Here is a 14,013-nt window from a genome sequence, read left to right as displayed (position 1 = left end):
TTCATGACCCCCACCTTCAACCTCCGTGCGCTTTCCATCATGTCCCTGCTGGCACTGGGCACCTTGGCCCACGCCCAGTCGCCCAACGCCGGCCGCCTGGAAAAAGCCCGCACCGAACTGCAAAAGCGCTTTGACGCGGCCGACACCAACAAGGACGGCAAGCTGACACGTGAAGAAGCGCAGGCCAAAATGCCCAAGGTGTACAAAAACTTTGATGCCATCGACACCCGCCATAGCGGCAGCATTTCGCTGGCCGACATCGAGACCTTTTTGGTGTCGAAAAAAGGCTCGCGCAAGGCGGCCGGCTGAGCCGCATGCGTGGTTTTGCGTTCTTTCCGTCCCACCGGACGCTGATTGACTGGAGATTTTTGATGACGCTTCTTGCCACCCAGGCTCGGCATGCCGGCCTTGTCGCGACGCTGCTTTTGTCCGCCACCTTGAGCCTGGCCGCGCCGGCGCTACCCGAAGGCGTGCGCCGCATCGCCGACCTGCCCTACGGCCAGGACGAGCGCCAGCGCATGGACGTCTACCTGCCGACCTCAGCCACGGGCAGCACCGCGAAGGCGCCCGTCATCGTGATGGTGCACGGCGGCGCCTGGATGGTGGGCAACAAGGCCATGCCCAAGGTGGTGGACAACAAGGTGGTCTACTGGGTCAAACAGAAGGGTTACGTCTTTGTTTCGGTGGGCTACCGCCTGATGCCGCAGGCCGATCCCCTGCTGCAGGCGCGCGACGTGGCCACGGCGCTGGCCAAGGCGCAGGGCCTGGCGGCCTCCTGGGGCGGCGACCCGGCGAAGTTCATCCTGATGGGGCATTCGGCCGGCGCGCACCTGGTGGCGCTGCTGGCGGCCTCGCCGGCGCTGGCGCGCGAGGCCGGCGCCCGCCCCTGGCTGGGCACGGTCGCGCTCGACAGCGCGGCGCTGGACCTGGAACGCATCATGCGGGCGCGCCACATGCGCTTTTACGACAAGGTGTTCGGCGCCGACCCGGCTTACTGGCGCAGCGTGTCGCCCAGCACGGTGCTCGCAGCGGACGCCACGCCCATGCTGCTGGTGTGCTCGACACAGCGGGCCGACGGCTCATGCGCCCAGTCGCGCGATTTTGCCGCCAAGGTGATGGCCAAGGGCGTGCGCGCGAGCGTGCTGCCGCAGGACCTCACGCATGAGCAGGTCAACAGCACGCTGGGCCTGCCCGGTGCCTACACCGAGGCCGTCGACGGCTTTATGGCGAGCCTGCTGCCTCGTCCTTAGGTTGCTGCACTGGTGCGCGGCGGTGGTAGCTGAAGAAGGTCCACATCAGCAGCGAGGCATCGGGCCCATGCGGTTCGTTGAATTCGAGACTCGCATCGCCGCCGCTCCAGGCGTGGCCCAGCATGTCGACATCGCACTTGACGAGCTGCGGCTTGCGGCCCGCGTACCAGGTGGAGGTCTGGTAGGCATGGCGTGGCCGCCGGCCGCCGCGGCGCTCGGGGTGGCGGCGCACCACAGGCCCCTCGCGCGACGCGCCCTGGGTGATGACCGGGCCGTTGATGATTTCAAACTGCTCGGCCAGCTGGTCGGCATTGACCCGCCGCACCACGCTGTCGTGGTCGCCGTGAATCAGCAGGGCCGGCATGCCCGGGAACTCTGGCTGCTGGCTGGTAAAAAAACGCGCGGCCGCGCCGTAGGACGAGCCCGAGCCGTGCTGCATGGCGCGGTAGGCGCTGAAGGGTGAATGGGTGGTGCCGAAGACCGGCGCCGAATGCATGCCCACGGCCGCGATCAGCTGCGGGTGGCGCAAAGCCACGATGGCGGCCAGCGCGGCGCCGGCCGACAGGCCCGCGACGTAGGTGCGCGAGGCGTCCAGGCCGTGCTTGTTCTGCACCTGGGCAATCATCGCGGCGATGACTTCGACATCACCCTCGCCCTGCTGCGTGGCCCGCCTGTACCAGTGCCAGCAACGATGGGCATCGGCCGCGGCCGATTGTTGCGGATAAAGCACCGCAAAGCCCTTGCGCTCGGCCAGCGCGTTCATGCGGCTGCCCGCCGCGAAGTCGGCCGCTGTTTGCCGGCAGCCGTGCAGCATGACCACCAGCGGGCGCGGCGCCGCGGGGGCGGCATCAGGCGCCCCGGCCGCGGCGGCGGGCAGGTAAAGCCAGTACATCATGCGCCGCGCATCGGTGTAGAGGCCGTCCCCCGGCAAAGTGAACCAGGCCTTGCGCCAGGTACCGGGCAGACCGGCGGCCGCGCGCGCCTGCACCGCCGTAGGCCGGCGCGCTTTCCGGGTGGGCTGGGCCGCGGCAGGCTTGACCAGTTTGAGCTGGGGCTTGCGCGGCCTGCTGGCCGGCGCGGCCTTGGGCAACAAACTTTTGAACAGGCGCAATCCCTCCGCCTGCTGGACCTTGCTGACGCGGCGCATGCTTTTCAGCCAGAGGCTGCTCAGGCTTTTGGACATGGATGGGTCTGGGTTTGGGGGGTCATGGGAGATGTCCGGCACGGGGCCTGTCGGCATCCGTTTAATAAGTACACGGTTATTTTGCTGCATCGCAGCAAAATGTCCATCAGAAAGGTGCCTGAAACGGGGTACGCCGGCTTGAATCTGGTGCTTTTCGTCACAAAATCCGGCTTTCAAGGGCGTAAAAGTCCTGCCCGTTACCATTGCAGGCTTGGCTTACGCCTCCCGAAACGCCTGTTGGCATCCATTGACTCCGCTTTTTCTCCATGTCCCAGTTCCTGACCGCCGCCCTGTACCAATTCGTTGAGCTGCCCGATTTCGCCGCGCTGCAGGCGCCGCTGCTCGCGCATTGCGAGGCGCATGGCGTCAAGGGCACGCTGCTGCTGGCCGCTGAAGGCATTAACGGCACGATTGCGGGATTGCCTGAGGGGGTGCATGCGGTGCTGGCCTATCTGCGCGCCGACCCGCGCCTGGCGAAGCTGGAGCACAAGGAGGCCTGGGCCGAGCAGATGCCGTTTTACCGCATGAAAGTGCGGCTCAAGCGCGAGATCGTCACCATGGGCGTGCCCGAGGTCCACCCGGCGCTGATGGCCGGCGAATACGTCAAGCCGCAGGACTGGAACCAGCTGATCCATGAGCCCGGCGTGGTGCTGGTCGACACGCGCAACGACTATGAAGTCTCCATTGGCAGCTTCGAGGGCGCGATCAACCCGCACACCGGCAGTTTTTCGGAGCTGCCCGGCTGGGTGGAGCGCGAAATGGCCGAGGGCGGCAAGCTGGCCGAGCGCGACGGCAAAAAGCCCAAGGTGGCGATGTTTTGCACCGGCGGCATACGCTGCGAAAAATCCACCGCGCTGCTGCGCTCCAAGGGCTTTGAGGAGGTCTACCACCTCGAAGGCGGCATCCTCAAATACCTGGAGACCGTGCCCGAGGCGCAAAGCAGCTGGCAAGGCGAGTGTTTTGTGTTTGACGAGCGCGTCTCGGTGGGCCACGGGCTCAAGCCCGGCGGCTTCACGCTGTGCCGCTCCTGCCGCGACCCGCTCAGCGAGGAAGACCGGCGCTCGCCGCTGTATGAACTCGGCGTGAGCTGCCCGCACTGCCACGGCAAAACCAGCGACGAACAAAAAGCCGGCTATCGCGAACGCCAGCGCCAGGTCGAACTGGCCGAAAACCGCCAGGCCGCGCACATAGGCGTGCGCCAGCCCGGCGCCTGACCGTGGCCATGAGCGGCGCCCTGCCCGTCCTGTATTCCTTTCGCCGCTGCCCCTATGCGATGCGCGCCCGCCTGGCGCTGGCCGCGAGCGGCGAACCCTACGAATTGCGCGAAGTCGTGCTGCGCGACAAGCCGGCCGAACTGCTGGCCGCCTCGCCCAAGGGCACGGTGCCCGTGCTGGTGCTGCCTGACGGCACGGTGATAGACCAGAGCCTGGACGTGATGCTGTGGGCGCTGCGGCGCCATGACCCGCAGGGCTGGCTTGCGCCGCCGCATGCCTCCATGGACGAGATGCTCGCGCTGGTCGGCCACAACGACGGCGAGTTCAAGCGCCACCTGGACCGCTACAAATACCCCAACCGTTATCCCGACGAATCGGCCGGTGATGTGCAGGCGTTTGCGCTGCTGCACAGGACGGAAGGCGCGGCTTGGCTGGCCAGGCTGGACGGCATGCTGGGTGACGGCTGGCTGTTCGGCGCGCGCGCCAGCCTGGCCGACATGGCCCTGCTGCCCTTTGTGCGCCAGTTCGCCCACACCGATGCCGTATGGTTCGCCGCGCAAGCCTGGCCAAGACTGCAGGCCTGGCTGTCGGGCTTTGAGGCCGGTACGCTGTATGCGGGTGTGATGGGCAAACATGCGCCGTGGCGGGAAACGAACGCCCAGGTTCAATGCTGATATAAAGCACACAGCGACGCCCAGACCGGTCACACAACCGGCAGCGCCGCCGTCCAGGCCAGCCACCACCGGGAGGAATTTCTTGAACCAGCCCACGCAACCCAATCCCTTTGCGCCGCCGCAAGCACCCGTCGGCGATGTGGCTGAGCCGCTTGTTGCCTCGGACATCGACAACTTGCCTGTGTCCGACACCTGGAAAACCCGGTTCCGGATCATCGAGAAAGCCGGTGGCGTGAAGCTGCCGCAGTTCAAGGCCTTGAGCTTCGGCGAGCGCATGAAGATCAACTTCGGCGTGTTGCCTTTCCTGCTCGGCCCTTTCTATTACCTGGCCAAGGGCATGTGGAAAAAAGCCATCACCCTGTTTGTGGTGTGCCTGGTGCTTGTGGTGATCCTCGGCGTGCTGCTGGAATTGGCTGGCCTGGGCCGATTCAGCAACTCCCTGGGTTATGGGGTTGCGGCCATCTTCGCCGTGCGCGCGAACATCGATTACTACAAGAAGATGGTGCTCGGGCAAAACGGCTGGTGGTAGGCGCGGGTGCTGCGGGCAATGCATTGATGCGCTTCCCACCCATGCGTCCCCTCCTTCTGCTGCCCCTCGCCTTGCTGGCCGGCCCAGCCCAGGCCGAGGCACCGGCCTATCAAAAACTTCTGGCGCATTGCCAGAACCAGCAGCCTTCTTTTGATTGCGCCAAGACCATAGAACGCATCCAGGCGAAGTCGGCAATATCCCTCCGTTTTTCGAGAGCGGGCCCGCTTTTGAGCATCCGCACTGCCCAAAAGACCGTGCGACTGAGAGACAGGAACAACGAGAGCGACCAGGACGTGAGCTACATCTACCTCACCTACCTGGCCGATGCCCGGCTTCACGTTCTCTACGCCCACCTCTGGGAAGGCAGCAGCTACCTTGCCATCGACCACATCACCGGCCGGCAATACCCCATGCTGGGGTTTCCCGCCGTGTCACCCGACCACAAGAGAGCCGTAACGTTCTCGGCGGCCGGTGAGGCACGCTATGGCGCCAACGGCGTAGAGGTCTGGGAATTGCGGAAAGGCCGAGCCCGCGTTGAGTACACCTACGGGCCGGACGCCAGCGACTGGAGCCCTGTCGACGTGCGATGGAGCGGGCCTGCGACCGTCAAGGTCGCGGGCCGGTGCAACCCGGACCTGCTTGAAGCAAAGTCGTGTCCCAAGCGCCTTGAGTTGAAGGCAGGAATATGGTCTGTTGTGAACGACGACTAGCCCGGCAGTCAAATAAATGCATCCACCTGAAGCCATAAAACACCCCATGCGCAACATACTCACCGCCCTGGTCGTGCTGACGCTACTCTCAGCCTGCGTCACTCCGGTTGACATCTCACGCTACCAAAAGGCGGGTATCGCCCAGATGCGCGGAAACCGGGCTTTTGTTCCCGATCCCGCCTTCTCGCAGCCGGCGCACTTCAAGATCTCGCCCCAGGAAGTCGCCTCGTCGTTCGGGCATCTTTGCCAAGCCGATTACAACTGCACTTACTTTGCCGACCAGGACGCGTACTACCTCCTGCAGAATTTCGGTGCCGTACCATCCCTTTTCGTGAGTTCGCATGCCGTCGCCATCGTCGACGGTCGTACCGGAACGCTGCTGAAACCACCGGCCAAACCGTGAAACTCCCCTGCATGAAATGGCCAAATGCCATCGAGTTTGGCCGGCTACAAGCCTAGGGGTACTCAAATCCGTCTGCGCAAATCTTCGTCACAGATATGAAAACCATGACCTGGGTTGAAGTCCAAGGCGCCTTGCTGGCCGTGGCGCATGCGTCAAACCATGGCGCCACCGGTATGCCGGTACTTTTCCTGCACGCCAACGTCGCGGACAGCCGCATGTGGCAAAGCCAGTGGGATTTGCTGGCCACAACACATCCGGTCGCCAGCTATGACCGCCGGGGCTTCGGGGAGTCGCGCACCTTGCATCCAAGCCCGCATTCCAATGTGGCCGATCTTTGGGCGGTGATGGATTCCCTGGGCTATGACCGGGCAGTATTGGTCGGCTGCTCTTTGGGCGGCCGTGTTGCCATTGACGCGGCATTGGCCAGACCTGACCGGGTGGGCGGCCTGGTTCTTGTTGCGCCCGGCGTCAGCGGCGCGCCACCGGCGCAATATGGCGATCCGGTCAAGGCCTTGATGGATGCGATCAGCGATGCCGCGGCGCGGGGAGACCTCGATGCCAAGAATGAACTGCAGGCGCGCCTGTGGCTGGACGGCCCTTTAAGCCCGCCCAATCGGGTAGGCGGCGAGGCTCGACGGCTCTTTCTTTCGATGAACGGTGCCGCCTTGCGTGCCGCCAGCCCCGGTGCGGCGTCCGAGGAGCCCTCGGCATGGGAGCGCGTGGAGGCAATCCAGGCGCCTACGCTGGTGCTGTGGGGCGATCTTGACCTGCCGCACTTGCAGGAGAGATCCGAATTGCTTGCGCGGCGCATACCCGCGGCCCAGGGCTTGGTGATCCCAGGCACGGCACACCTGCCGCCGCTTGAAGCGCCCCGGCAATTCAACCCGGTGCTGGCGCGATACCTCCAGCAGTTGTAAGTTGGCATGCCGGGGCGGTCGCGCCCTCCTCAGCGCTGGATACGCGTGGACAGCACCACCGAGGTATGCGTGCGCTCCACCCCGTCGAGCAGGCCTATGCCGTCTATCAGCGCGTCCAGCCTTTCGATGGAGCCGGCCTGCACGATGGCGATCATGTCGTAGGCGCCGCTGATGGACAGCAGGGAGCGCACCTCGGGGATCTTGCGCAGCGCCGCCTCCACCGTGCCCGTGAGCTTGGGGCCTACGGTAAGCATCACGTGGGCAGACACCTGCGATTGCTCATAGGCCTCGCCGGTACGCGCGCCATAGCCGGTGATGACCTTGTCGCGTTCCAGCCGCGTGATGCGGGCCTGCACCGCCGTGCGCGACAGCCCGACCTTGCGCGCGAGCAGGGCCATGGGACAGCGCGCGTTGTCGCGCAGTTCGGCAAGCAGGGTCTGGTCTATGGCGTCGAGTTGCATGGCATTCATCCAAAATAGTTAAATCGCGTATTTAGATAGCCTGTTTATCTAAAGTATCACGTTATTTTGTCTAAATTGATACTGGTAACTGCCTGCCCGGGCTTCCACAATGGGCCATGCCTCGCACCGGGGCACATTCCCTTAGGAGAGCCTTATGAAGAAGATCATGGTCGCAGGCGCCGGAAAAATCGGCTCGGCGATTGCCGCGCTGCTGGGCGCCACCCGGGACTATTCGGTGACGGTGGCCGATGCCTCGCCGGCGGCGCTGGCGGGCATCAAGACCGGCCCGCGCGTGCAAGGGCTGGCACTGGACATCAGCAACCCGGCAGCCCTGCGCACCGCGCTGGCCGGGCACTATGCGGTGCTCAGCGCGGCGCCCTTCCACCTGACCACGGCGATTGCCGAGGCCGCCGTGGCCGAAGGCGTGCACTACCTGGACTTGACCGAAGACGTGGCGAGCACGCGGCGCGTGAAGGAGCTGGCCGCCGCGGGCGCGCGCACGGCATTGATCCCGCAGTGCGGCCTGGCGCCGGGTTTTGTCTCCATCGTCGCGGCCGACCTGTGCCGGCGTTTTGACAACCTGCACAGCGTGCGCATGCGGGTCGGCGCGCTGCCGCAGTTCCCGTCGAACGCGCTCAATTACAACCTGACCTGGAGCACCGACGGCGTCATCAACGAGTATTGCGAGCCCTGCGAGGCGATTGTCGAAGGCGTGCTGCGCCAGGTGCCGCCGCTGGCCGAGCATGAGGAGTTCTCGCTGGACGGCGTGACCTACGAAGCCTTCAACACCTCGGGCGGCCTGGGCACGCTGTGCGAAACCCTGCAGGGCAAGGTCACCCACCTCAACTACAAAACCATACGCTACCCGGGCCACGCGGCCATCATGAAGGTGCTGCTGAACGACCTGCGCCTGCGCGAACGCCGCCACGTGCTCAAGGACCTGCTCGAAAACGCCCTGCCCGTCACGCTGCAGGACGTGGTCATCGTTTTTGTCACCGTGAGCGGCCAGCGCGAAGGCCGGCTGATGCAGGAAACCTATGCGCACAAGGTCTACAGCCAGGTGGTGGACGGCGTGCTGCGCAGCGCGATCCAGGTCACCACTGCGTCTGGCATCTGTGCGGTGCTGGATTTGCTGGCGTCGGGCAAGCTGCCGGCACAGGGGTTTGTGCGGCAGGAAGAGATTGCGTTGGGGGATTTTCTGGCCAACCGCTTTGGCAGGGCTTATGCCGAGCATCCGGCCGAACGCGCCGCAGCCTGAGGACTGCGCTTAGAGCTCGGGCGCTATCGCCTCGGCATAGTCATACAACGAGCCCAAGATGGCCTCACCGCGCTCATCGGCAGTCTCCGAAAGCGTGTCTATGCGCGCAAACAGCGCGTCCACGTTGCGCGCCCCACCCTCGCCTTCGAGCAGCCACGCAACCCGGTGCGCCTCCCAGCGTTCGGCGTCTTCAGGCGACAGGGTTTCGGGGAAGTTGCGGGCGCGGTAGCGGAACAGCATTTCTTCAAGCCGGTCGTCGTCAAAGCCGGTGCGGCTGTGGGCGAGTTCGGCGGGCGACAGCGCGCGCAGCTGGTTCAGGCGGCGACGGTCGGCGTTGCCGACAAAACCACCATAAAGGTCTTCGTCGACGTCGGGCGCGGCCTCCTTGGGGCGCTGGAAGACTTCCGGCCAGATGGCGCTCATGTCGGGCAGGCCTGCGGCTTTTTCGGCGTTGCGCAGGGCCGCGGGGATGTCCACGCCCCACTGGGCCGCCATCTCGGGCGTCAGGGTGGCCAGCTTGCGCACCACCATGGGCGACTTGTTGAGGTGCACCGACTTGATGGGCAGGCGCTGCACGCCCTCGGGCAGGTCGGCGGAGCGGCTGAACAGGCGCTGGCGCAGCGTGGCGACGTCCAGCAGCGGCAGTTCGGCGGGGTCTTGCGACAGGTCCCAGGCCAGCAGCTCGTTCTTGTTGGTGGGGTGCGTGGCCAGCGGCCACATGACGGCCAGGCAGCCGCGCTCGGGCGGGAACATGCCGGAGATGTGCAAAAAGGGCTGGGCCGTCTGCGGGCTGGTGGGCAGGCCGAGTTCGGCGGCGACCCTGTCCTTTTTGTGCAGGCTCAGGGCAAAGTCGAAAAGCTTGGGCTGGGCCTGGCGTATCAGCCGCGCCAGCGCGATGGTGGCGCGCACGTCGGACAGCGCGTCATGCGCCGCATCGTGCATCAGGCCGTTGGCGCGCGCCAGGTCTTCGAGCTTGAAGCTGGGGCGGGTCACCTTGGGATCGTCCGGAAAACGTTCGTCGGGCTTGCGCGGCCAGGTGATGCCCTCAGGCCGCAGGGCGTAGCACATGCGCACCACGTCCAGCAAATCCCAGCGGCCGCAGTCGTTCTGCCATTCGCGCGCGTAGGGATCTATCAGGTTGCGCCAGAACAGGTGGCGCGTGACCTCATCGTCAAAACGTATGGTGTTGTAGCCCACGCCTATGGTGCCGGGCTGGGCCAGCACGGACTCGATGCGGGCGGCGAATTCATGCTCGGCCACGCCGCGCTCCAGGCACAGCTGGGGCGTGATGCCGGTGAGCAGACAGGACTCCGGGTCGGGCAGGTAGTCGCTGGCGGGCTTGCAGTAGAGCATCAGCGGCTCGCCGATTTCATTGAGCTCGGCGTCGGTGCGTATGCCGGCGAACTGGGCGGGCCGGTCGCGCCGCGGGTTGATGCCGAAGGTCTCGTAGTCGTGCCAGAGAAAGGTATGGGAGGCCATGGAGCGTCTCGAAAAGGATTTAAAGCAAGGGGGAGAACAGCCGCGCGGTGGCGTCGGCCAGCCGCATCAGGAAACGCTGCGGCCTGTGGGCGCGCACGGCTACGGCGCTGCGCAGGTCGATTTCAAACTGCTCGGCCAGGGGGCCAGCCAGCGCCGGGCCGTAGACCACCGCCATGACCTCGAAGTTCAGGCGAAAGCTGCGGTTGTCGAAGTTGGCGGTGCCGGCCATGGCGCAGTTGTCGTCGACCACCAGGGTCTTGGAATGCAGCATGCGGGCCTTGTATTCCCAGACCTGGACGCCGGCGGCAATCAGCTCGTCGTAATAGGAGCGCGCGGCGGCGCTGACGATAAAGCTGTCGCTGCGGCGCGGCAGCAGCAGGCGCACGTCGACGCCACGCAGCGCGGCGCTGGTCAGCGCCATCAGGGCCGGCTCGCCGGGCACGAAATACGGTGTGGTCAGCCAGGCGCGCTGGGTGGAGGCGTTGATGGCCGCGACCTGCATACGGTGTATGGGCTCCAGCGTGGTGTCGGGCCCGCTGGTGACGATTTGCACCGGGATATCGCCGGCCTCGGCGTCGGGCTGCAGGTGCGGCAGCAGTTGCGGCAGGTCGCGCTGCCCGCCTTTGAGTGGCTCGCCGGTGGTGTAGGCCCAGTCTTCGAGGAAGGTGGTCTGCAGCCAGCGCACGGCGCTGCCTTCTATGCGCAGGTGCACGTCGTGGTAGGCGTCGCGGCGTGCGCGCCGGTCTTCTTCGTCGGTGATGTTGACGCCGCCGGTAAAGCCTATGCTGCCGTCGCAAACCACGATCTTGCGATGGGTGCGGTAGTTGGTCACCGGACGCAGCCGCCGGCCTATGCGGGTATCGTGGAAAAACGCGACCTGGCCGCCGGCGGCCAGCAGCGGCGCCAGGAACTTGCTGCCCAGGCGCTTGGAGCCCAGCGCGTCGACCAGCAGGCGTACGGTGACGCCCTCCCCGGCTTTTTGCACCAGCAGGTCGCGCAGCAGGGTGCCTATCTGGTCGGGCTCGAAGATGTAGTACTCGAGGTGGACATGGTCGCGCGCGCCGCGCACGGCCTTGAAGATGCTGTCAAAGGTGCGCACGCCGCCAGAGAGCAGCTTGACCGAGGTCGCGCTGGACACCGGCAGGCCGCAGGCGGCGGTGCCCAGCGCCGCCATCTGCCGCAGCGCCGCGGGCGCTTTTTCAGCCGCCTCGCGCAGCAGGGCCAGGTCCGCTCCCGCGCGCTCGCCGGCACGGCTGCGCAGGCGCTTGAGGCGCTGTTTTTTCAGGCGCTGGGGCCCGAGGAAGTAATAAATGACAAAGCCCGCGAAAGGCAACAGGGCCAGCGACAGTATCCAGCTCATGGTGGACACCGGGGCGCGCTTTTGCATCACGATCCAGATGGACAGCACCGCGATGTAAAGGCTCCAGGCCAGGGAAAGGCCGGTTTTCCATTCGGAGCTGAGTTCGGGGAGCGTCAAGGCGGGGGCTGAAAGGGTTGGCGGCGCTGGCGGACATAAAAAAAGGCCGATAGCGTGATGCTACCGGCCTTTTGGGTGGGTGCCGGGAATTCAGCGCCCGGGTTTGCTTCAGTTGGTTTCCGCCGCCTCGGCTTCTGGCTTGGCCTTGCCCTCTTTCTTGGGCAAGGGCTGGATGTCGAGTTCGACTTCGCCGGTTTCCACGCCTTTTTCGTCGGCCGTCACTTTCATGTCGACCGTGAGGCGCCCGCCGTCTATCAAGCGGCCGAACAGCAATTCGTCGGCCAGGGCGCGGCGAATCGTGTCCTGGATCAGGCGCTGCATCGGCCGCGCGCCCATCAGCGGGTCAAAGCCCTTCTTGCCGAGGTACTTGCGCAGCGTGTCGGTGAAGGTGACTTCGACCTTCTTCTCGGCCAGCTGGGTCTCGAGCTGCAGCAGGAACTTGTCGACCACGCGCAGGATGACGGCTTCGTCGAGCGCCTTGAAGCTGACGGTGGCGTCCAGGCGGTTGCGGAACTCGGGCGTGAACAGGCGCTTGATGTCGGCCATCTCGTCGCCGGACTCGCGCGGGTTGGTAAAGCCGATGGTCGCCTTGTTCATCGTCTCGGCACCGGCATTGGTGGTCATGACGATGATGACATTGCGGAAATCGGCCTTGCGCCCGTTGTTGTCCGTCAGCGTGCCGTGGTCCATGACCTGCAGCAGCACGTTGAAGATGTCCGGGTGCGCCTTCTCGATCTCGTCGAGCAGCAGCACGGCATGCGGTTTCTTGGTGATGGCCTCGGTCAGCAGGCCGCCCTGGTCGAAACCGACATAGCCCGGGGGCGCGCCTATCAGGCGGCTCACGGCATGGCGCTCCATGTACTCGGACATGTCGAAGCGGATCAGCTCAATGCCCATGATGTAGGCCAGCTGCTTGGCGGCTTCCGTCTTGCCGACGCCCGTGGGGCCGGAGAACAGGAAGGAGCCAATCGGCTTGTCGTCCTTGCCCAGGCCCGAGCGCGCCATCTTGACGGCGGACGCGAGCACGTCGAGTGCCTTGTCCTGGCCGAAGACCACGCTCTTGAGGTCGCGCTCCAGCGTCTTGAGCTTGCCGCGGTCGTCGTTGGACACGTTGGCCGGCGGGATGCGCGCGATCTTGGCCACGATCTCCTCGACCTCGGCCTTGCTGATGATCTTCTTGCGCTTGGACGCGGGCAGGATGCGCTGGGCGGCGCCGGCTTCATCGATGACGTCAATCGCCTTGTCGGGCAAGTGGCGGTCGTTGATGTACTTGGCGCTGAGCTCGGCCGCGGCCTGCAGGGCGGCCACGGCGTACTTGACGCTGTGGTGCTCTTCAAAGCGCGACTTCAGGCCCTTGAGGATGTCGACGGTTTCCTGCACGGTCGGCTCGACCACGTCGACCTTCTGAAAGCGACGCGACAGGGCCGCGTCTTTTTCGAAGATGCCGCGGTATTCGGTGAAGGTGGTCGCGCCTATGCACTTGAGCTGGCCCGAGCTGAGCGCGGGCTTGAGCAGGTTGGACGCGTCCAGCGTGCCGCCCGAGGCCGCGCCGGCACCGATCAGGGTGTGGATTTCGTCGATGAAGAGGATGCCGTTGGGCTTGTCCTTCAGCGCCTTGAGCACGCCCTTGAGGCGCTGCTCGAAGTCGCCGCGGTACTTGGTGCCCGCGAGCAAGGCGCCCATGTCCAGCGAATACACATTGGCTTCGGCCAGGATCTCGGGCACGTCTTTCTGCGTGATGCGCCAGGCCAGGCCCTCGGCGATGGCGGTCTTGCCCACGCCAGCCTCGCCGACCAGCAGCGGGTTGTTCTTGCGGCGGCGGCAGAGGATCTGGATGACGCGCTCGACCTCGTACTGGCGGCCGATCAGCGGGTCGATCTTGCCGTCCTTGGCGAGCTGGTTCAGGTTGACGGTGAACTGCTCGAGCGGAGAGGCTTTTTCGTTCTTCTCGCCGCCCTCTTCGTTCTCGGCCGCGCTCTCGCCGGCCTTGGCGGGCTCGGGCGGGTCGCTCTTCTTGATGCCGTGGGCGATGAAATTCACCACGTCCAGGCGGGTGACACCTTGCTGGTGGAGGTAATACACGGCGTGCGAGTCTTTTTCGCCGAAGATGGCAACCAGCACATTGGCGCCGGTGACTTCCTTCTTGCCGTTGCCGGTGGACTGCACGTGCATGATGGCGCGCTGGATCACGCGCTGGAAGCCCAGCGTGGGCTGCGTATCGACATCGTCGGTCCCGGCGACCTGCGGGGTGTTGTCCTTGATGAAGTTGGCAAGCGACTTGCGCAGATCATCCACGTTGGCGGAGCATGCGCGCAGCACTTCCGCGGCACTGGGGTTGTCCAGCAAGGCAAGCAGGAGGTGCTCGACGGTGATGAACTCGTGGCGCTGCTGACGCGCCTCGACAAACGCCATATGCAAGCTGACTTCTAATTCCTGGGCAATCATTGATCTTCCTTTC

General features: G+C 65.2%; 14 protein-coding genes. 9 read left to right on the top strand and 5 right to left on the bottom strand.

Annotated features, from left to right (window positions below; translation table 11 throughout):
• Positions 1-3: 3 nt before the first annotated feature.
• Positions 4-309 (top strand): EF-hand domain-containing protein, encoded by a 306-nt coding sequence (locus BLQ85_RS00880; RefSeq protein ID WP_074574185.1) that lies wholly within the window; start codon positions 4-6, stop codon positions 307-309.
• Between the two features lie 62 nt (positions 310-371).
• Positions 372-1,250, top strand: coding sequence for an alpha/beta hydrolase (locus tag BLQ85_RS00875; RefSeq protein ID WP_074574184.1), 879 nt, complete (start codon positions 372-374; stop codon positions 1,248-1,250).
• Here the strand turns inward: BLQ85_RS00875 and BLQ85_RS00870 are convergent.
• Positions 1,222-2,433 carry an extracellular catalytic domain type 1 short-chain-length polyhydroxyalkanoate depolymerase gene (locus BLQ85_RS00870; RefSeq protein WP_074574183.1) on the bottom strand — a complete coding sequence of 404 codons (1,212 nt, stop codon included), beginning with the start codon at positions 2,431-2,433 and terminating at the stop codon, positions 1,222-1,224. The two genes, BLQ85_RS00875 and BLQ85_RS00870, sit on opposite strands and share 29 nt — an antisense overlap.
• Before the next feature lie 266 nt (positions 2,434-2,699).
• On the opposite strand from BLQ85_RS00870, the gene BLQ85_RS00865 reads away from it, so the two are divergent.
• The 6 genes from BLQ85_RS00865 (at position 2,700) to BLQ85_RS00840 (ending at position 6,880) form a co-directional block, all read left to right on the top strand.
• Positions 2,700-3,647, top strand: coding sequence for an oxygen-dependent tRNA uridine(34) hydroxylase TrhO (locus BLQ85_RS00865; RefSeq protein ID WP_074574182.1), 948 nt, complete (start codon positions 2,700-2,702; stop codon positions 3,645-3,647).
• 8 nt (positions 3,648-3,655) lie between these two features.
• Positions 3,656-4,321 carry a glutathione S-transferase gene (locus BLQ85_RS00860; protein ID WP_074574181.1) on the top strand — a complete coding sequence of 222 codons (666 nt, stop codon included), beginning with the start codon at positions 3,656-3,658 and terminating at the stop codon, positions 4,319-4,321.
• 82 nt (positions 4,322-4,403) lie between these two features.
• Complete coding sequence (locus BLQ85_RS00855; RefSeq protein ID WP_217631791.1) at positions 4,404-4,850, top strand: DUF2628 domain-containing protein; 447 nt, start codon at positions 4,404-4,406, stop codon at positions 4,848-4,850.
• Between the two features lie 41 nt (positions 4,851-4,891).
• Positions 4,892-5,560, top strand: coding sequence for a hypothetical protein (locus BLQ85_RS00850; protein WP_074574180.1), 669 nt, complete (start codon positions 4,892-4,894; stop codon positions 5,558-5,560).
• A 46-nt stretch (positions 5,561-5,606) separates the two neighbouring features.
• The gene (locus tag BLQ85_RS00845; RefSeq protein ID WP_074574179.1) at positions 5,607-5,963 is read left to right on the top strand and encodes a hypothetical protein; all 357 of its coding nucleotides are present in this window, start codon (positions 5,607-5,609) and stop codon (positions 5,961-5,963) included.
• A gap of 95 nt (positions 5,964-6,058) precedes the next feature.
• Positions 6,059-6,880: an alpha/beta fold hydrolase gene (locus tag BLQ85_RS00840; RefSeq protein ID WP_254779629.1), complete on the top strand. Its 822-nt coding sequence runs from the start codon at positions 6,059-6,061 to the stop codon at positions 6,878-6,880.
• A 29-nt stretch (positions 6,881-6,909) separates the two neighbouring features.
• On the opposite strand, the gene BLQ85_RS00835 is transcribed toward BLQ85_RS00840, so the two are convergent.
• The gene (locus BLQ85_RS00835) at positions 6,910-7,341 is read right to left on the bottom strand and encodes an Lrp/AsnC family transcriptional regulator (protein WP_074575079.1); all 432 of its coding nucleotides are present in this window, start codon (positions 7,339-7,341) and stop codon (positions 6,910-6,912) included.
• A gap of 154 nt (positions 7,342-7,495) precedes the next feature.
• Between BLQ85_RS00835 and BLQ85_RS00830 the strand changes: the two genes are divergently transcribed.
• Positions 7,496-8,599, top strand: a complete 1,104-nt coding sequence (locus BLQ85_RS00830; protein WP_074574178.1) for a saccharopine dehydrogenase family protein — start codon at positions 7,496-7,498, stop codon at positions 8,597-8,599.
• Between the two features lie 9 nt (positions 8,600-8,608).
• On the opposite strand, the gene sbcB is transcribed toward BLQ85_RS00830, so the two are convergent.
• The 3 genes from sbcB to clpA form a co-directional block, all read right to left on the bottom strand.
• A complete protein-coding gene (gene sbcB, locus BLQ85_RS00825; RefSeq protein WP_074574177.1) occupies positions 8,609-10,078 on the bottom strand; it encodes an exodeoxyribonuclease I in 1,470 nt (489 codons plus the stop codon).
• A gap of 19 nt (positions 10,079-10,097) precedes the next feature.
• Positions 10,098-11,555, bottom strand: coding sequence for a cardiolipin synthase (cls, locus tag BLQ85_RS00820; protein WP_074574176.1), 1,458 nt, complete (start codon positions 11,553-11,555; stop codon positions 10,098-10,100).
• Positions 11,556-11,663: 108 nt separating this feature from the next.
• A complete protein-coding gene (clpA, locus tag BLQ85_RS00815; RefSeq protein WP_007872500.1) occupies positions 11,664-14,000 on the bottom strand; it encodes an ATP-dependent Clp protease ATP-binding subunit ClpA in 2,337 nt (778 codons plus the stop codon).
• Positions 14,001-14,013 lie beyond the last annotated feature (13 nt).

This window comes from Polaromonas sp. JS666, assembly GCF_900103405.1.
Taxonomy (GTDB): Bacteria; Pseudomonadota; Gammaproteobacteria; order Burkholderiales; family Burkholderiaceae_C; genus Polaromonas.
The sequence above is the reverse complement of the archived record's forward strand: the minus strand, read 5'-3'. Positions and strand labels throughout refer to the sequence as shown.

Bases quoted from the DNA above. Each gene is read 5' to 3' on its own strand.
- BLQ85_RS00880 (WP_074574185.1), top strand. From the start codon at position 4: ATGACCCCCACCTTCAACCTCCGTGCGCTTTCCATCATGTCCCTGCTG.
- BLQ85_RS00875 (WP_074574184.1), top strand. From the start codon at position 372: ATGACGCTTCTTGCCACCCAGGCTCGGCATGCCGGCCTTGTCGCGACG.
- BLQ85_RS00870 (WP_074574183.1), bottom strand. From the start codon at position 2,433: ATGTCCAAAAGCCTGAGCAGCCTCTGGCTGAAAAGCATGCGCCGCGTC.
- BLQ85_RS00865 (WP_074574182.1), top strand. From the start codon at position 2,700: ATGTCCCAGTTCCTGACCGCCGCCCTGTACCAATTCGTTGAGCTGCCC.
- BLQ85_RS00860 (WP_074574181.1), top strand. From the start codon at position 3,656: ATGAGCGGCGCCCTGCCCGTCCTGTATTCCTTTCGCCGCTGCCCCTAT.
- BLQ85_RS00850 (WP_074574180.1), top strand. From the start codon at position 4,892: ATGCGTCCCCTCCTTCTGCTGCCCCTCGCCTTGCTGGCCGGCCCAGCC.
- BLQ85_RS00845 (WP_074574179.1), top strand. From the start codon at position 5,607: ATGCGCAACATACTCACCGCCCTGGTCGTGCTGACGCTACTCTCAGCC.
- BLQ85_RS00840 (WP_254779629.1), top strand. From the start codon at position 6,059: ATGAAAACCATGACCTGGGTTGAAGTCCAAGGCGCCTTGCTGGCCGTG.
- BLQ85_RS00835 (WP_074575079.1), bottom strand. From the start codon at position 7,341: ATGCAACTCGACGCCATAGACCAGACCCTGCTTGCCGAACTGCGCGAC.
- BLQ85_RS00830 (WP_074574178.1), top strand. From the start codon at position 7,496: ATGAAGAAGATCATGGTCGCAGGCGCCGGAAAAATCGGCTCGGCGATT.
- sbcB (WP_074574177.1), bottom strand. From the start codon at position 10,078: ATGGCCTCCCATACCTTTCTCTGGCACGACTACGAGACCTTCGGCATC.
- clpA (WP_007872500.1), bottom strand. From the start codon at position 14,000: ATGATTGCCCAGGAATTAGAAGTCAGCTTGCATATGGCGTTTGTCGAG.